The organism is Myxosarcina sp. GI1, from assembly GCF_000756305.1.
Taxonomy (GTDB): domain Bacteria; phylum Cyanobacteriota; class Cyanobacteriia; order Cyanobacteriales; family Xenococcaceae; genus Myxosarcina.
The window spans coordinates 732,620-749,929 of the sequence record NZ_JRFE01000014.1 but is presented as its reverse complement, the minus strand read 5'-3'; the positions used below and the strand labels follow the sequence as shown (position 1 = coordinate 749,929).

The following is a 17,310-nucleotide window of genomic DNA, read 5'->3' as shown; positions in this document are numbered from 1 at the left end:
GCAACATTTGTTCTTTACAAAAAATTTAATATTTAGCGATGCTAGTGTATTAAAACAGTCTAAAACTCAGTTAAATAGCTAGAGAGTTTTGAAAATTGTGAATTTTTAGATACACTATTGACATATTTTCGCTGGGCTGTAATGGATTAAATCGCCCTAAATCTAATAAATTTTAGGTAACAAATTATTTAAATAAATAACGATATGTTATGAAATAGTTTTACCGCTTAAATTGATTTATAAGCGATTTTTCTAGTTGCTAGATCGGCTAAATTTTCCTGTGGGAATAGATTCAATTAATTGGCGAGTATAGTGACTTTTGGGATGTCGATAAATTGCTTCGGCAGTGTCAATTTCTTCGATTTTGCCTCGATTCATTACGATAATGCGATCGCTCATAAATTTAACCACGCTGAGATCGTGAGAAATAAAAACGTAGGTTAAGCCCAGTTCGCTTTGTAGTTCTTTAAGTAGGTTTAATACTTGCGCCTGTACCGAAACATCTAGCGCCGAAACCGACTCGTCACAGATAATAAATTGCGGTTCTAAGGCGATAGCGCGAGCGATACAGACTCTCTGTCGCTGTCCGCCCGAAAACTCATGGGGATAGCGATTGATAAAGTCGGGGTTCAAGCCAACACGTTCTAGCAGTTCGGCAACTCGCTTACGACGATTGCATTTAATTTGGTGAACCTTTAGAGGTTCGGCGATCGCATTACCGATAGTAATACGAGGATTGAGAGAATTGTAGGGATTTTGGAAGACAATTTGCATTTGCCGTCTGAGGTTACGTAACTTACGGCTTTTAAGCGATAGGTTGGTAATATCGTCACCATCAAAGACAATTTTGCCCTCTAAAGGAGCGATCAAACGTAATAGAGTTCTTGCCAGAGTTGATTTGCCGCAGCCAGATTCTCCCACTAAGCCCAGAGTTTCTCCTGGATAAACCTCAAAAGATACGTCTTTTACCGCCATAAAATAACGTTGAGTGCGCCCCAATACTCCTTTAACAGGAAAACCTACCCGCAGGCGATCGACAGTTACTAAAGGCTGTTGGGCGCACAATCTAACCAGTCTAGCTTCTTGTTCTTCAACAGTAACCGTTGCTGTATGTAGGTTAATATCTGTAGGTTTTTCTTTAATAATTACTTCTCCGTTTTGCCCTGGTTCTAACTGCATAAAGTCAGCTACGGTAGGCAGGGTTTGCAGCTTCAGATCCAAACGAGGGCGACAGGCGAGTAAACCTTTAGTATAGGGATGCTGGGGATTAGTAAAAACTTCGGCAATCTCTCCCGTTTCCACAACCTTGCCACGATACATTACCGCTACGGAGTCTACAAGTTCGGCGATGACTCCCAAATCGTGTGTAATAAAAATTAGTGACATGCCGCGCTTGCGACACAAGTTCCGTAATAAATCTAAAATTGTCGCCTGAACGGTAACGTCTAAAGCTGTTGTGGGTTCGTCAGCAATTAAAACTTTGGGATTACAAGAAATCGCGATCGCGATAGTCACCCGTTGCAGTTGTCCTCCAGAAAGTTCGTGAGGATAGCGTTTGAGCATCGCTTGCTTTTGCTGATTGACGTAATTAGAAATTTCTTTATCGCTGCTGCGGCGATCGGGATTTTCCGATAAATATTGTTGTTCTAGTCGTTCGTCATTAGGCAGCAGTTGCACTTCCTGTAGTAAGGCAATAGCTTTTCTTCTTGCTTCGGCTGAAGTAACTTGTTGATGGAGTAAAATTGCTTCTGTAAGCTGAAACCCAATGTTATATACGGGGTTTAAAGCACTCATCGGTTCTTGAAAAATCATGGCAATTTGTCCGCCGCGATAGATTCTTCTCTGAGCTTCCTTTAGCTTTAATAAATCTACCTGGCGAGCGCCATCTGGTTGAAACCAAATTTCTCCCTGAGTGACTTTTCCTGGAGTAGCAATCAAACCCATAATTGCTAGTGAAGTGACCGATTTACCAGAACCAGACTCACCCACCAAACCCAATTTTTCTCCCTGTCGCAGTTGAAAACTCAAATTGTCTACTGCCACGACGGGTTTATCTTCGGTTAAAAACTGTACTTGTAGCTGGCGAACGTCTAGAACGGGATCGTGCATAGTATAGTTAGGGCAAACTTTAACAGAATTCTAACCGATACTCAGAAAGTAAAAAGTAAAAATTAATTGTAGGATGGGCAAAATTTTTTCAAATGTCGGAGATCGCCATAAAAGCTTTTTCTTTACCCACCTCGCTTTTTAGACTAATACTATCGAATGATATTTTATAGATTCAATCTCACGATAGAGCAAGACATAGTTGATAACTGCTAACTTGAAAATGAAATAAGCTCGATGAGCGATCGATAGTTACAAGTTTTTTCTTGAAACTACGCTCTTTCAAAACAACATATAGGTAATTTAATAATATGGCTACCGAAAAGAACCAAAATCCTGCTGAAAATCTTGTAGAAAAAGCCGAGGCAAGAAGCGAAAAAATTGAAGGAAAAGTGCAAGAGGCAATCGGTAAAATGGATAACGACTCTCAAGATGTTAAAGAAGGGCAAGCCAAGCAAGCCGAAGCAAAAAAGAAAGGATAATTTTTTCGATATAAAAATAAAATATTTTTTTAAATGCGTTAACTTATTGTTGGCGCATTTGTTTTTTAACCAGATGTTTGTCTGAGCAAACCTGCCGTTTCATCGAACAACCAACCTGCATTGCGATTAAACTCTTCTGTTGCCCGCCAATAAACTCGTTCCATTTCAGTAAGCTCGACCAGACATTTTTCCATAAAAACTACAGGTATTTTTACGCGATCGCGCTCATAGCTACCATACTCTATTATTTGATAGTTGCAAGATTTGTAAAAAGGTAATGCTGTAAGTGAAGCTCCAACAAATATTACTTTACAGTCATGTTCTCTAGCATAAACTTCTAAATGCTGTAACAATTTTGTGCCTACACTACGACGTGCGTAATCTGGATGAACGAATAATTCAAAGAGCGTTCCGTTGTTAACCCATGATAAATTATCTACCTGTAAAAAACCGTACCCAATAATTTTGTCTTCACTCTCGCCAACTATAGAAATAAAATTATTTGCGTATTTGTTGCTAGCAGTAGAGTTAGCTACAAACAAAGCTACGCTATCAGTAATTTTTAAATTTTCTAAGTTGAATTTTTCCCAACTGGGTCTACACAAAGCCGCTATTTGTTCGGGAGTATAGTCGGGTGAATTGAGTACGTAAGTCGCTTGTTGTTTGAGTAAAAAAACTTCATTTGAGTCTTTCGTATTTAACGGTCTAATCTTAAATCTTAAGGAGCGATCGCTCATAAATTATTCTGACTTCACCTGACATAAACTTTTAGAGCTTTTGGCATCAGTAATAAAAGTTCCAAACCAATTATCTAGCAATCTTTGCGACACGGAACTATCTATTACCGAGTTGACAAACTCCTGCCATTCGGGATCGTTGCCTGTAATTATCATTCCATAGCGATCGCAGGTCAAAGGCGGTTCTGGAATTAGCGGATATTCTTGCTGGGAAAAATCTTGAATTTGTGCTTCTGCTCTTAACAAGATACCATCGCTAACCATTGCTGCGATTCTGCCTTGCTGTAGTGCCTGTACCCCGCGACTTCTACCCGTAGTACCGCCAAACCTCACTATTTGTGCTGAAGGATAGCGATTTTGCAAAAACTTTTCTGTAGAAGTATTTCCCAATACTCCAATTTTAATATCGTTTAGATCGCCGTTAAGATCTAATTCTGAGGCATTTGTTTGCTTAATCAAAAATTGGGTACCCGAAACAAAAAAACCTGTCGAAAATTGAGTGCCATCGGGAGGATTTTCATTAATGGTATTAGGACCGCATTCTAGATCGACCAAATCGTCTGCTACTAATTGAAAGCGATTTCTGGCGTTTGACTTGAGCAGCCTGATAATTAAAGTATTCCGCTTTAGTTTTTTACTCAACTGATTTTCTAGAATCACAAAAAAATCGAGACAATACCCCTGCAACTCTCCATTGCTGTCTAAGTAGCCAAAAGGCGCGGCATCTTCTCTGATGGCAACTCTAACAACTCCAGTGCGTTGAATTGTTTCTAAAATGGGTTCTGCATTGGCAGCAAAAGAGAAACATAACCAACCAAGACTGCCAGCCAAAAAAGATGCTAGTTTCCTACGCATATTGCAAATCAATTTTATTTAGTATGATGTTAAATCGCCTTAAGGATAGAAGCTCAATTTAGGCAAACCTAGAGTTTCTTCCCAACCCATCATCAGGTTCAAACATTGTACTGCCTGACCTGCCTGTCCTTTAATTAAATTATCTATAGCCGACATCACAATAACGCGATCGGTACGTGAATCTACTTCTACGCCGATATAGCAAAGATTGGTACCACATGCCCATTTAGTCTGGGGATAAATACCGTTGGGGAGAATTTTCACGAAGGGAGAAGAGCGATAAAAAGCCGAATAAATTGTTAGTAAATCTTCTCTAACCAAACCCGGATCTCGCAAGGTAGCATAAACGGTAGCTAAAATTCCTCTCACCATTGGTATGAGGTGGGGTGTAAATTGAACTTTGACTTCTTGACGAGCTAAAGAACTGCAAATTTGTTCGATTTCGGGAGTGTGACGATGACTGGCTACTCCATAGGCGCAAAGAGTGTTGTCAGCCTCAGCTAATAAGAGATTGGTTTTTGCCTGACGACCACCGCCAGAAGTTCCTGATTTAGCGTCGATAATTGCCGTTTCGGGTAAAATTAGTCCTTGTTTGAGTAAGGGAGAAAGAGCGAGTAAGCTAGCAGTACAGTAACAACCAGGACAGCCGATTAATTGCGAACGAGCGATCTTATCGCGATAGAGTTCTGGCAACCCATATACGGCAGTAGCAGCGATCGCGCCATCATTTCGTTCTTTTTTATACCAGTTGGTATAGGTATTAAGATCTTGAAAACGATAGTCTGCTGAGAGATCTAAAACCTTACAGCCTTTTTCTACTAGGGCAGAAGCCATTTGACAGGCAAGACCATTGGGCAAACCTAAAAAGACAATTTCGCATCTGGCAGCGACTTTGTCTATATCGATCTCCTCGATACCAAGATCGACACAATGAGCGAGATGGGGATAGAGAGTGGCAAATTGTTTTCCAGCACTGCTATCTCCTCCTAAATAAACTATATCTACTTGTGGATGTTCTAGTAATAATCTGACTAACTGTACCCCGCCATATCCAGATGCACCAATAATGCCTACAGTTTTTTTTGATTCGCTCATAATTTTCTCGGTTGATAGTATCGATCGCTTATTCTAATTTTTGGTCGAATGGACAATAATTTTTAGTCAAGGATAATACTAAATCGATTTCGAGATGTTTGGAAAGTATTTAGAATTTTCGGCAATTTTTAAGCAGTAGGGTAAGGCAATTATCAATGAACAATGAGCAGAACTACAATGAACAATTTTCTATTACCAACTTTGAACTGCCGAGTACAAACTTGATTGCTCACTGTTCATTGCTCATTGTCAATTGTTGAATTTTGCTGTTGCTTTAGTACCTGAAGAATTTGCTGGTATTCTTGCTGTTGCGGTTGTAGTCGAGCTAACTTTTCTAATGGCGCGATCGCTGCTTCGGCATTTCCTGTTTGTAGATATAGTTGTGCCAGTCCGTTGAGTGCGGTTAAATTTTCTGGTTCGCGCTCTAGTACTTTTTCATAACCGCGAATTTGTGATTGAATTTGTTTTTCTGAAGACTGCGGATTGACTGCCGTTTCTGCAACAGGCTTTTGGTTGTCAAACAAACCTGCCAGTACTATTGCCCCCGTCGAGCCAATAAATGCCAAACCAAAAATTAGAGTAATAATACGCTGGAATGTTTTGTTTTTCATAAGATAACTACTTTACCTCAAGATATTGAATGCCAGTATACCCCCTGCAAAGCCTAACAAACAAAGAGTAGTTAGTAATAACCAAGACAACCAGCGTGTGTATCCTGCTAGCTGCAAATCTAGCTTTACTAATAAAGCAGCAGACAACAGCAATAGAAAATTAGCAAATAAAGTTATTTTTTGAACGATTAGGGCAAATGCAAAAGCACCAATAAATATCGATAAAAAAGCTCTGGTTTCTGACCTGAGCCAAGTAGAAAGGCTTATGGTCATCAAAGAAATAGGAGCGGTAAAGGCGATCGCCAGTAAAATAATTAAAACTCCGCCCACACTGTAGAGGAAAATCGTTGCCAAGTCTTTTTCTAAAGCCTGAAATAAACTTCCCGACTCGATTACAGAAGTCCCCCACGAAGTATAAGACCAACCAAAAACTCCATAGGTAAGTAAAAGTAAGATTGATGATAGCCAAGGAATTTTTTTTGACCAGAGCATTAGTGGCAATTAGTTATAGACAATCGATCGCAAACAAGTATATTTTAAGTCAAGTTAGCTATTACCAGACTTCATATACTGCCTATCACCGATTGTCTACCTACTAATGCTGCTCTGTATGAGAACCAAGTAACTAAATAAATATATTTATGACTTGGTTGCGAACTATTAAAGTTCTATTTGACAGCTAGCGATAGTCTATTCTATCGGTTGCTGCGATTGCACTATTTAGCGATCTAGACAATTTGTGATGTCCATTCAGTTAGGACATACTTTGAATAATGAAATCAAAGTAAGGACTTGCTTCTTGTGCATCTTCTTTACTTAACAGACCTAATGCCGCTTGTTTCAAACAACGAATGGAATCAACCATACCTGGTAGGGGAACACCCAGAGAATTATACATTTCTCTAACTCCAATCAAGCCTGTTTTTTCAATTGGTTCTATATCCCCTGCCATAACGCCATAGGTAACAAGTCTTAAGTACCAACCAAAATCACGCAGACATTGATTGTATTTTTTCTGACCGAAGGCGTTGCCACCTGCCGCTCGATATTCAGGGTGTATCCTAAATAGTTCTTTTCCAGCTTTATCGACAATTTTCTTTTCATTGTCTGCTAGAGTTTCAGCAATACGGACTCGTTTTTCACCAGTTGTTAAAAACTTTTTGATTCCTTCTAGTTCGCCGCTACTAGGATAGCGGAGTTCATCATCTGCTTTAAGAATAACTTGACTAACTACGCTCATAATTATGTGATAGATTTAATTAACTTTAATAATTTTAGCCGAACTCGCGTTCATATATTAGACGAAGAAGCCGAACCAGCTTAGTTAAAGTAACAATTTTATATAAATTTTCGTCCTCTTTGAAAAAACGGAACGTTGCTTCGCCCTCTAAGGAACTACTTCGCCTCGGTGCAGCTTCAAAGCAAATAAACTTTACCAACCTCAGTTCGACGGAACGTACTTTAAGCTTGAATATTGGAGTCAAGAGAACGAAAATAATAGTCTTTTGCCTCTCTCCAAACTATTTAATTTTGTATCTATCGAACTTACGTTTACCAGAAGCAAAATTGCTATACTCTTTCTCTACAAGCAAAAAAAGAGGAACATTCTCTAAGAACGTTCCTTATTTAAAGTTAATTATCGCAATATTATTTAACTATCTGGTAATTCGCCTGCATTTTTAGCTCCAGCCAAAGTAGGGAATTTTTCGCCAAAATAGTTGTTTAAAAAAGTGTTACCAGCAGAGAGAAGTACTGGTGCGAGAATAAAAGCTAATAGCCCTGTTACTTGGAATCCGGGTACGAATAAGGAAGCTAACCAGAAGCATACGCCGTTAACAACTAAAGAAAATGCTCCCAAACTAAGTATATTAATCGGTAAGGATAAAACTGATAAAAATGGTCTAGCTACACCGTTTACTACTCCAATCGCTACTGCTGCCAACAACGCAGCAGGAAAATTTGCCAAATTCACCCCTGGAAAAATAATATCAACTATTAACAGACTGAGGGTGGTTGCTAATAGGGTTAAAAGTGTTCCTATCATTCGGTTTTCTCCTAAATCTTTACTTTTTGTAATATTTTCTATCGAGTTTTTGATAATTTTATTGTTACTCGATTGTTTGGTTTTTACCTCTCTTTGAAGATATATTTTTTAGCAGCAACTTTAACTGTTTATGCAAATTTGGCAACTAACTCATCTTTCTCTTGATAGAAGACAAAGTTACTTAATTTTTATCACAATATTAAATAAACAAAAGTAAAAATAAATTCGTTTGAAAAACCATGAAAATTATTCAACTTATTGCCTGTATTTTATTACCCCCTTTAGGAGTATTTTTGACTGCTGGAGTTAGTCAGGCTCTAATTATCAATATCTTGCTAACGCTATTGGGCTTTATTCCTGGATTGATTCATGCTGTTTGGGTTTACTCCAAATATGCAGAAAAAGTAAATGCTTGAAAAAGTGTTTGCCAGAGGCTATAATTTTTAACCCTATGTTAGAAAGCGCGCTTCTATTAGTTTAAATTCCACCGTAACGGGCGATCGCTTTTACAAGGGTGTCATCTTTGCTATTGAGCCACGCCCACATGCGATCGCCTAGAGAAAAATGCCACCATTCCCCAGGATGACGGCAAAAACCAGCCTCCGACATTACTCGATTGAGTAGTAGACGATGACGATGATATTGTTGAGATTCGATGTTGTTGTCATTGGCATAGTAGTCGGGATGCGATCGCTCGGAAAGTTCGTCAATATCTCCTCCCATATCTAAATCGTTACCATGCTCATCGACAATGGTTAGATCTACAGCACTACCAGTACTATGTGGAGGAGGTGTTGCGGGGTCGTTACTAGGTACAGCCCAAAGTTGATACACCCGCTCCCAAAGGTTTTGACGCTGCTGAGATGAGAGTTTTGTCGGGTCGTACTGTGCGGCTAAAGAGTTAAAAGTATAGTCAACCATAAATTGCTGTACTGCGATCGGACGGTAGGCATCAAAAATTTTTAATTTCCAATGGGGATGTTGTTGGATTAGTAACTCTCGCGCTTCAAGTAAAGCATTTACTACCCCCTTACGTAGATAGTAAGGTGACTTATCGTCATATGGCGCACCTAATTTTTGATAGGGATGGGGCGACTCAACGGCGAAATGTTCTAAAGGAATGGCAATTAGAGGTTCGCCGCATTCTTGAATAGGAATATATCGATCTGGTCTCATATTAGGGTTAAGGTGAGTTCAAAATTCGTAGAGGCAAGGTACTGTTGCTACTGTATGGGCAACGCCGTGCCTTGCTCTTAAGAGCGATCGCTAAAGGCAATAAAAAAAGTATTTAATGCTAGAGTTTTTTGTCTAATGAATAATCTATAATTATCTTTCTTATCCTCGGACAACGGAGAATTACTATCTATAGTAAAAGTCAAAAGTCAAAACTAAAACAAGAAAAGATCGACCTTACTCCACATATAGCGTAGTCTTCAAAAAATTTTGGTTTTTAACCCTACATATAGTGTTATGATACTAATCCTGGCTCGGAAAAGGATTAGTAAAAATGGATCTTCTGTGGGAATGGAAATCTAGTGGTGTTGACGAAGCTTTAACCCAGTTGAATGTAAAGGCTCTGGAAGGTACTTCTCCTTCAGAGTATTTGCTTTACTCCGATGCCATACCCAGAAGAAACGATGGCAGAATCAGCCGGGGATTTTTACAGCGTTATGCCCACACTGAAAACGGGGGCTGGTGGTGTTCGGGCATCGATCTACTTACGGGAGAAGAAGATACCTGGGGCTGTTTTAAACCAGAGTTTCCCCGCTATAGCGAACGCTCCAAACCAATCAAATACGAACATCCACCCCTTACTCCTACTGGTTTATTTGCCCTCAAAGTCACCAAAGATATTTGGCGGCAAATAAGCGATCGCGGCGCAGTAGAATTTGCAGCATCAGATATTAAAGAAAATTTACCAGATCTAGGATTTTGGCAATGGTTAATCGATCGCTCTGAAGTTCCTCTTTGCCTTACTGAAGGAGCAAAAAAAGCAGGAGCATTACTTTCTGCTGGCTACGCGGCGATCGCCTTACCAGGAATCAACAACGGCTATCGTACTCCCAAAGACAATAACGGCAAACGCATCGGCAAATCTCATTTAATACCTCAACTACAGAAATTAGCTATATCGGGTAGAACAATCTATCTGGTATTCGATCGCGACTCAAAGCCTAAAACAGTGAAGGCTGTCAATGCCGCGATTAAAAAAACGGGCTACCTCTTGCAACAGGCAGGCTGTCAGGTAAAAGTTGTCGTCTGGGATTCGCAATTGGGTAAGGGTGTAGACGATCTCATCGCCAACTGCGGACGCGAGTATTTTGCCGAGGTTTACGATCGCGCCCCTAGTTTGGAAACCTGGAAAGCTAGAGCGTGGCAGAGTTTGACTTATACGCCTCAAGTAAAATTGTGCGATCGCTACTTGCCCAACACAGAAATCCCTACTCAGACCAAGTTAATCGGCATCAAATCGCCTAAAGGTACGGGTAAGACTAAGTTTCTCGAACGAATTGTCTTGCAAGCCAGACAACGCCAGCAAAAAGTATTGGTAATCGGACATCGCATTCAGTTAGTACAAGAACTTTGTCAGAGATTTGGTCTGCAATATATTAGTGAAGTCAGTCGAGATAGTTCGCATAAGTGTTTGGGTTATGGACTTTGTATTGATTCATTACATCCTAATTCTCAAGCCAAGTTTAACCCTGATGACTGGCAAGATAGTCTGGTAATTATCGACGAAATCGAACAGGTTTTATGGCATGGTTTAAATTCTGCTACCTGCAAAGATAATCGGGTAGAAATCCTTAAGACTTTTAAAACTCTGATGCAAAATGTCTTAGCGCAGCAGGGACAAGTATACGTTGCCGATGCCGACTTGAGCGATGTTGCGATCGATTATTTAATTTCTCTATCGGGAATCGAGCTAGAACCCTATATTATTTGTAATGAGTGGCAACCAGACGATAAATCTTTTTGGCAAGTATATAACTACGAAGGTAAAACTCCCAAGAAATTAGTTGAAGATTTAGAAACCTATATTGAGAAGGGAGGCAAGCCTTTTATTTGTCTTTCGGCACAAAAATTAACTAGTAAGTGGGGTACTCAGAATTTAGAAGCCTATCTCCAGCAAAAATTTCCCCAAACTAGAATACTCCGCATCGATTCGGAATCTCTTGCCGATCGCCATCATCCAGCATATCAATGTATTGCCAAACTAAATACGGTATTGAGTAATTACGATATTGTTATTGTCAGTCCCTCAATTGAAACGGGAATATCCATCGAACTCAAACATCATTTTACTTCCGTCTGGGCGATCGCCCAGGGGATACAAAGTGAAAATGCAGTTCGGCAAACTCTAGCCCGTATTAGAGACAATGTACCTCGCTACCTCTGGTGTGCTAGCTATAGCTTTAACAAAATTGGCAACGGCTCGACTTCCATACCCGCCTTACTCAATTCCAGTCATCGCTTTACCCAACTTAATATTCGTTTGTTGCAACAGTTAGATTTAGCCTACCTCGACGATCTCGATACGGGTTTTCAAGCCGAGTCTTTATTATGTTGGGCAAAAATGGCGGTGCGCTATAACGCCAGCGCGATCGACTATCGCGGCTCGATCTTAGCTGCTTTGAGCGCAGAAGGGCATCAAATTATCGATGCCGCTACGGTAGCCATCAAAGAACCCGATAAGAAATCTCAAGATACTAAGTCTTTAGTAGAAGTTATTACCGAAATCAGCACCCAAAATTATCAGGCAGAGTGTCAGGCGATCGCTGCTTGTGCCAATTTGAGCGATATAGAATACCAACGTCTCAACAAAAGCATAGTCAAATCTTTGAGCGATCGCCGCAAGTTGAGAAAATATCAATTACAGCAACGCTATCATCTGCCTGTAACTTCCGACTTAGTCGCCCTCGATGACGATGGTTGGTATGACAAAATTAGACTTCATTATTTTTTGACAGTCGGTCGTTCCTATCTAGCAGATAGAGATACTCAAGTCGCCCGCCAACTTATTCAGCGCGGTAACGGTAGCCTGTTTCTACCCGATTTCAACCATTCTCAACTTGGGGCGGTAGTAGGTACGATGGAAATATTGGGCATTCCAGTACTACTATCAGATAGCTCGCGACAATTACGTAACAGCGATCGCGACTTACAAGCTTTGAAGGCGATCGCCATTAATAATCGTAGCGAAATTAAAACCATTCTCAATACAGGTATTGCTAAAAATTACAGTCCTATAACTATTCTCAGCCGTATCATAAGCAAAATTGACTGTAAGCTCAAACACATTCGTTCGGAAACCGAAAACAAAAAAAGAATTCGCGTCTATCAATTAGAAACCATAACCGACAATCGAGACATAGTATTTCAACACTGGTTGAATATCGATCGCCAACGTCCAGGCAACTCTTTGTTTTGGTCGGAAGATAAGTTTAGTAGCTTAAAGTGCAGTCGCACCGTACAGAAGAATGATTCTAGTTATTTGCAATTGAGCTTAAATATTTAAACTTGTATTACCAAGGCAACTTTTTTTCTAGAAAAATTGCGTTACCGTACTCAGGATTTAACTCGTATTTAACAAAGCCAAATTTTCCATAAGAATTTTTGGCAGCATAATTTTTTTCTAGAACTTCTAAAGTAATTTTACAAGCTCCTTTATCTTTGGCGATTTGTTCGACTTCGTTAAGCAAAAGCTGACTGATACCCTGTCTTCTATAGCGATCGACTACAATCAAATCGTGAATATTAATAACTGGCTTGCATTGAAATGTAGAAAATAAAGTAAAGCAATTTGCTAATCCTACAGCCACGCGATCGACATAACAAATAAGAGAAAAGGCAAAAGGTAGTTTAGCCAGTTCTTCAGTCAAGTTGCTTCTAGTATATCTATCTAGTTCTACACCACCACCTGCGGGATCGACGGCATAATGATTGAGTAAAAATACAATATCTTGCGCGTGCTGTTTATTGGTATAGTCAGCAATTACAATTTCGGCGTTCATAGTATCTTGTACGTGCTGTTCTTGGGTGTATTCAGCAACTGCAATCTTGGCATTCATAATAATTTTTTTTTTCTAACTATTAGTGCTAGTAAACTTTATGGCATAAATTCTCCTCACTCACCCCGATCGTAAACACAAAGAGTAAAAAAAACGTGCAGTTTGAACACATTATTTTGTTGTTTGCGATCGCTAAAATCAAAAAAATATCTTAATTACTGAAACTCCTACTGTATATAGCTTTATCACCCATCTTGCACTATTTCGAGCAGATATCGGCTCTTCCCTAAGAAAGAATTAGAAGAATTAGTTTTATGTTGCGGATTTAGTTTTCAAATATATCTAACTGCTCGATAGAATCTCCCTGTCTTGGTTTTTTAGGCTGTACTTGTTCGATGCCCTGACGCAAACCCAAAGCAATTTTGCTGTGCTTTTCTATTTGTCCCATTACCTGTCTGGCTCTGGAAATGACCGAAGTTGGCAAGCCTGCAAGTCTTCCTGCTTCAATACCGTAAGATCTATCCGCACCACCAGGACTAACTTGGTGCAAGAAAATAATTTTATCGGGCATTTCTTTAACCGTTACCTGATAGTTAGCTACATTAGTCAAAATCGAAGCCAGTTCGTTTAGTTCGTGATAGTGAGTGGCAAAAATCGTCCGCGCCTGAATTTCTGCCGCCAAATATTCCGCCACTGCCCAGGCGATGGAAAGCCCGTCAAAAGTAGCCGTACCCCTGCCAATTTCATCTAACAAAACCAATGACTTGGGGGTGGCGTGGTTGAGAATATTTGCAGTTTCGTTCATTTCTACCATAAAGGTAGATTGTCCCGTTGCTAAATCGTCTACCGCACCAACACGGGTAAAAATGCGATCGCAAATTGCCAATTTAGCCTCCGTTGCGGGAACGAAACTACCGATTTGGGCAATTAACTGAATTAGTCCCACCTGACGTAGATAGCAGCTTTTACCACTGGCATTGGGTCCCGTTAGAATAACTAAATCGGGATTAGTTTGTTCGTTGGTTGTGTTTGAATTAGCAGCATCACCCATGTAAGTAGAGTTAGGCACAAAAAAACCCTCACCCAGAGACTGTTCGACTACTGGATGTCTGCCATCAACTATTACTATTTCTCTACCTTCAACTATTTCTGGACGACAGTAGTTTTGATATACTGCTATTTCTGCCAATCCCGACAGGACATCAACTGCTGCCACTGCTTTAGCAATACTGCGAATTTCACTAGCTTTCTCGGCTACCGTCGCTCTCAACTGAGTAAAAATTTCGTATTCTAAATTATTTAAATCGTCTTTGGCTGTAAGTATTCTGGTTTCTCTTTCTTTTAGCTCCGAGGTAATATATCTTTCTTCATTAGTTAGAGTTTGTTTGCGCTGATAGTTATCGGGTGCCTGACTGGCTTTGGAGCGAGGCATACTTAGGTAATAGCCAAAGGTTTTGTTGTAGCCAACTTTGAGATTGGCAACTCCAACTCGTTCTCTTTCTGTTACTTCTAGATTGGTAAGCCACTGCTTATCATCTTCCAATCTTTGACGAATTTCATCTAATTGAGAGTTAATGCCGTCTCGGATTAAACCTCCTTCTTTTACTTGCTGTGGCGGCGTTTCTACTAAATGCTCGATAACGTAAGTTCCCAATTTTTCTAACTCTGACGGCACTTTTTGAATCGCTTTGAGATAGGGAGACATACCAAAAGAAGCGATCGCAGCTAGATCGGTCAATTTTACTAAAGATTCGGCTAGAGCAAGTAAATCTCGCGCATTTGCCGTACCAGCACCAACCCTACCCGCCAGGCGTTCGAGATCGTAAATTTTTCGCAGCATGGCTCGCAAATCCTGCCGCAGAGAGGTATTAGCAACTAATTCGCCAATAGTATCCTGTCTGGCAGCAATACCTCTAGCATCGATTAAAGGCTGCAATAGCCAGCGGCGCAACGCCCTACCTCCCATTGCCGTATTGGTGCGATCTAACGCCCACAACAGCGAACCATAAAAAGTACCATCCCTGACAGTTTGAGTGATTTCTAAGTTGCGGCGCGTTTGATGGTCTAAAATCAAATAATCTGCCAAACTGTAACAGCGTAGAGGCTGTAGCGGTACTCGATAGACTTTTTGAGTATCTTCAACATATTCGAGCAAGCCACCAGCCGCCCTTACTCCTAAAGGCAAATTGGCACAGCCCATGCCTTCTAGAGAACTAACTTTAAAAGTATCTTTCAATCTCTGGGTTGCTTCTACTAAGGTAAACGATTTTTGCGATCGCAACGAATAACAAAACTGTTCGGGTAGACAGTCGGCTAAGTGTTCGGTCTTTTCTCCAGGACGCAATAAACCACTTATGTCTGGAGCATTAGTAGGAATTAAAATTTCTGACGGTTGCAGTCGCAGGAGTTCTAAAGTCAGATTGGCTAAATCGCTTCCTTGGGTAGTTAAAAATTCGCCTGTAGAAATATCGGCATAAGCCAAGCCCCAGTGTTCTCCTGCCATAACTACTGCCGCTAAAAAATTATTACGTCGAGCTTGCAGCATACCGTCATCGGTCAAGGTACCTGGAGTGAGTAATTTTTGAATCTCCCTGCGCACCATGCGTCGTTCTGCCATTGCTTCTTTAGCATCTTCTACCTGATCGCAAATTGCTACGGCAAAACCTTTTTCCACTAACATAGTGCTGTATCGTTCTAGGGCATGATGGGGTACGCCCGTCATCGCTACGCGCCCAATTTCTTTACCCGCTTCCTTGCTAGTTTGAATTAACTCTAGTTCTCTAGAAATAGTTACTGCATCTTGAAAAAAGCACTCAAAAAAATCACCCACCCGATAGAGCAACAGCGCATTAGGATACTGTTCTTTCACTTCGACATAGTGATGATACATCGGTGAAAGCTTTGCTCGATTTATATCGCGGTAATCGGTAATAATATTTTCTTTTGCTTGCTTATCAGATGCCATAAATCGCTCGATCGCTTGTAAATATTTACTTAATTATGACTTTATCGTAACTGTCAACTCTCTTTAAGTAGAATTAGCAAAATAAAACAACCCTATCTCGCAAGTTTGAGATAGGGAAATTTAAGATAATTAAATTATTATCGCTGTTAACGATCTACCGAACCCATAATGATATCGATGCTGCCTAATATGGGCATAATATCTGCTAATTTAACGCCTTTTAACAAATAGGGTAGAATTTGCAAATTATTAAAGTCAGCAGAACGAATCTTCCATCGCCAGGGGAAAACATTATCGTTACCGACAATAAAAATACCTAGTTCCCCTTTACCGCTTTCGCAGCGAACGTAATGTTCGCCTTCAGGAATTTTAAACGTGGGTGCGACTCGCTTAGCAATGTATTGGTACTCAAAATCGTTCCATTTAGATTTTTTACCCTCCGCCATTTGTCTGGCTTCGAGATTTTCAAACGGACCGCCAGGAATTCCATCTAGTGCTTGGCGAATAATTTTGAGTGATTCGCGCATTTCTCTAATTCTAACCAAATAACGAGCCAAACAATCGCCACCAGTTTCCCAGTGTACTTCCCAGTCGAAGTCGTCATAGCATTCGTAACGATCTACTTTGCGTAAGTCCCACTTGACCCCAGAAGCACGCAACATCGGTCCCGAAAGACCCCAGTTAATCGCTTCTTCTCGACTAATCGTACCTATACCTTCTACACGGCGGCGAAAAATAGGATTGTTAGTAATCAGCTTTTCGTATTCGTCTATTACAGGATCGAAATAATCACAAAAATCATGGCATTTGTCTATCCAGCCATAAGGTAAGTCTACCGCCACTCCCCCAACGCGAAAGTAGTTGTTATTGATTAGTCGCTGTCCCGAAGCCGCTTCCCACAGGTCGTAGATCATTTCCCGTTCGCGGAAGATGTAGAAAAAGGGAGTTTGCGCGCCTATGTCCGCCATAAATGGTCCCAACCAGAGTAAATGGTTGGCGATGCGGTTTAGTTCCAGCATAATTACCCGAATATACTGAGCGCGTTTTGGTACTTCTATACCAGCCAGCTTTTCTGGTGCGTTGACGGTAATCGCTTCGTTAAACATACCTTCAGCATAGTCCCAACGACTGACGTAAGGAACGTACATAACATTAGTACGATTTTCGGCGATTTTTTCCATGCCTCGGTGCAAATAGCCAATTACGGGTTCGCAATCGACAACATCTTCACCATCCAAGGTGACAACTAACCGCAATACCCCGTGCATAGAGGGATGATGCGGTCCCATGTTGAGAACCATAGGTTCGGTTCTGGTTTGTATCTGTGCCATAAAATATGCGATCTTGCCTCAATATGAAATGCTGCTTTAATATATCTTATCGAGTTTCTTCCCTTACAAATAAAG

General features: G+C 40.5%; 15 protein-coding genes. 3 read left to right on the top strand and 12 right to left on the bottom strand.

Translation table 11 applies throughout. From position 1 onward, the window contains the following. Window positions 1–252: 252 nt before the first annotated feature. Window positions 253–2,109, bottom strand: coding sequence for an ABC transporter ATP-binding protein (locus tag KV40_RS10235; RefSeq protein WP_036480516.1), 1,857 nt, complete (start codon window positions 2,107–2,109; stop codon window positions 253–255). A 308-nt stretch (window positions 2,110–2,417) separates the two neighbouring features. Here KV40_RS10235 and KV40_RS34860 point away from each other — a divergent pair, with 308 nt between their 5' ends. After that, window positions 2,418–2,588 (top strand): CsbD family protein, encoded by a 171-nt coding sequence (locus KV40_RS34860; protein ID WP_156114002.1) that lies wholly within the window; start codon window positions 2,418–2,420, stop codon window positions 2,586–2,588. A gap of 65 nt (window positions 2,589–2,653) precedes the next feature. Here the strand turns inward: KV40_RS34860 and KV40_RS10230 are convergent, their stop codons facing one another. From KV40_RS10230 to KV40_RS10200, 7 genes are all read right to left on the bottom strand, one after another. Further along, window positions 2,654–3,325: a GNAT family N-acetyltransferase gene (locus tag KV40_RS10230; RefSeq protein ID WP_036480513.1), complete on the bottom strand. Its 672-nt coding sequence runs from the start codon at window positions 3,323–3,325 to the stop codon at window positions 2,654–2,656. A gap of 3 nt (window positions 3,326–3,328) precedes the next feature. Continuing rightward, window positions 3,329–4,180: an amino acid ABC transporter substrate-binding protein gene (locus tag KV40_RS10225; protein WP_036480510.1), complete on the bottom strand. Its 852-nt coding sequence runs from the start codon at window positions 4,178–4,180 to the stop codon at window positions 3,329–3,331. 39 nt (window positions 4,181–4,219) lie between these two features. Then, window positions 4,220–5,275, bottom strand: a complete 1,056-nt coding sequence (gene argC / locus KV40_RS10220; protein WP_036480507.1) for an N-acetyl-gamma-glutamyl-phosphate reductase — start codon at window positions 5,273–5,275, stop codon at window positions 4,220–4,222. 236 nt (window positions 5,276–5,511) lie between these two features. Then, on the bottom strand, window positions 5,512–5,886 hold the full coding sequence (locus KV40_RS10215) for a tetratricopeptide repeat protein (protein WP_036480504.1): 375 nt from the start codon (window positions 5,884–5,886) through the stop codon (window positions 5,512–5,514). Window positions 5,887–5,898: 12 nt separating this feature from the next. Continuing rightward, on the bottom strand, window positions 5,899–6,378 hold the full coding sequence (locus KV40_RS10210; RefSeq protein ID WP_036480501.1) for a hypothetical protein: 480 nt from the start codon (window positions 6,376–6,378) through the stop codon (window positions 5,899–5,901). A 262-nt stretch (window positions 6,379–6,640) separates the two neighbouring features. Further along, a complete protein-coding gene (locus KV40_RS10205) occupies window positions 6,641–7,126 on the bottom strand; it encodes an allophycocyanin subunit alpha-B (protein WP_036480499.1) in 486 nt (161 codons plus the stop codon). 411 nt (window positions 7,127–7,537) lie between these two features. Continuing rightward, the gene (locus KV40_RS10200; RefSeq protein WP_036480496.1) at window positions 7,538–7,930 is read right to left on the bottom strand and encodes a phage holin family protein; all 393 of its coding nucleotides are present in this window, start codon (window positions 7,928–7,930) and stop codon (window positions 7,538–7,540) included. Between the two features lie 239 nt (window positions 7,931–8,169). Here KV40_RS10200 and KV40_RS33310 point away from each other — a divergent pair, with 239 nt between their 5' ends. Beyond that, a complete protein-coding gene (locus KV40_RS33310) occupies window positions 8,170–8,346 on the top strand; it encodes a YqaE/Pmp3 family membrane protein (protein WP_036480494.1) in 177 nt (58 codons plus the stop codon). Window positions 8,347–8,407: 61 nt separating this feature from the next. Here KV40_RS33310 and KV40_RS10190 read toward each other — a convergent pair whose 3' ends face one another. Then, on the bottom strand, window positions 8,408–9,106 hold the full coding sequence (locus KV40_RS10190) for a M15 family metallopeptidase (protein ID WP_036480491.1): 699 nt from the start codon (window positions 9,104–9,106) through the stop codon (window positions 8,408–8,410). A gap of 331 nt (window positions 9,107–9,437) precedes the next feature. On the opposite strand from KV40_RS10190, the gene KV40_RS10185 reads away from it, so the two are divergent. Beyond that, on the top strand, window positions 9,438–12,446 hold the full coding sequence (locus tag KV40_RS10185; RefSeq protein ID WP_036480489.1) for a plasmid replication protein, CyRepA1 family: 3,009 nt from the start codon (window positions 9,438–9,440) through the stop codon (window positions 12,444–12,446). 7 nt (window positions 12,447–12,453) lie between these two features. On the opposite strand, the gene KV40_RS10180 is transcribed toward KV40_RS10185, so the two are convergent. The 3 genes from KV40_RS10180 to KV40_RS10170 all read right to left on the bottom strand — a co-directional run bounded on the left by KV40_RS10180 (window position 12,454) and on the right by KV40_RS10170 (window position 17,235). Next, entirely contained in the window at window positions 12,454–12,999 is a 546-nt protein-coding gene (locus KV40_RS10180) for an N-acetyltransferase (protein WP_216595582.1), read from the bottom strand. A gap of 265 nt (window positions 13,000–13,264) precedes the next feature. Next, entirely contained in the window at window positions 13,265–15,904 is a 2,640-nt protein-coding gene (mutS, locus tag KV40_RS10175; protein WP_036480488.1) for a DNA mismatch repair protein MutS, read from the bottom strand. Between the two features lie 146 nt (window positions 15,905–16,050). Then, window positions 16,051–17,235: an NAD(P)H-quinone oxidoreductase subunit H gene (locus KV40_RS10170; protein ID WP_036480486.1), complete on the bottom strand. Its 1,185-nt coding sequence runs from the start codon at window positions 17,233–17,235 to the stop codon at window positions 16,051–16,053. Window positions 17,236–17,310 lie beyond the last annotated feature (75 nt).

Bases quoted from the DNA above. Each gene is read 5' to 3' on its own strand.
- KV40_RS10235 (WP_036480516.1), bottom strand. From the start codon at position 2,109: ATGCACGATCCCGTTCTAGACGTTCGCCAGCTACAAGTACAGTTTTTA.
- KV40_RS34860 (WP_156114002.1), top strand. From the start codon at position 2,418: ATGGCTACCGAAAAGAACCAAAATCCTGCTGAAAATCTTGTAGAAAAA.
- KV40_RS10230 (WP_036480513.1), bottom strand. From the start codon at position 3,325: ATGAGCGATCGCTCCTTAAGATTTAAGATTAGACCGTTAAATACGAAA.
- KV40_RS10225 (WP_036480510.1), bottom strand. From the start codon at position 4,180: ATGCGTAGGAAACTAGCATCTTTTTTGGCTGGCAGTCTTGGTTGGTTA.
- argC (WP_036480507.1), bottom strand. From the start codon at position 5,275: ATGAGCGAATCAAAAAAAACTGTAGGCATTATTGGTGCATCTGGATAT.
- KV40_RS10215 (WP_036480504.1), bottom strand. From the start codon at position 5,886: ATGAAAAACAAAACATTCCAGCGTATTATTACTCTAATTTTTGGTTTG.
- KV40_RS10210 (WP_036480501.1), bottom strand. From the start codon at position 6,378: ATGCTCTGGTCAAAAAAAATTCCTTGGCTATCATCAATCTTACTTTTA.
- KV40_RS10205 (WP_036480499.1), bottom strand. From the start codon at position 7,126: ATGAGCGTAGTTAGTCAAGTTATTCTTAAAGCAGATGATGAACTCCGC.
- KV40_RS10200 (WP_036480496.1), bottom strand. From the start codon at position 7,930: ATGATAGGAACACTTTTAACCCTATTAGCAACCACCCTCAGTCTGTTA.
- KV40_RS33310 (WP_036480494.1), top strand. From the start codon at position 8,170: ATGAAAATTATTCAACTTATTGCCTGTATTTTATTACCCCCTTTAGGA.
- KV40_RS10190 (WP_036480491.1), bottom strand. From the start codon at position 9,106: ATGAGACCAGATCGATATATTCCTATTCAAGAATGCGGCGAACCTCTA.
- KV40_RS10185 (WP_036480489.1), top strand. From the start codon at position 9,438: ATGGATCTTCTGTGGGAATGGAAATCTAGTGGTGTTGACGAAGCTTTA.
- KV40_RS10180 (WP_216595582.1), bottom strand. From the start codon at position 12,999: ATGAATGCCAAGATTGCAGTTGCTGAATACACCCAAGAACAGCACGTA.
- mutS (WP_036480488.1), bottom strand. From the start codon at position 15,904: ATGGCATCTGATAAGCAAGCAAAAGAAAATATTATTACCGATTACCGC.
- KV40_RS10170 (WP_036480486.1), bottom strand. From the start codon at position 17,235: ATGGCACAGATACAAACCAGAACCGAACCTATGGTTCTCAACATGGGA.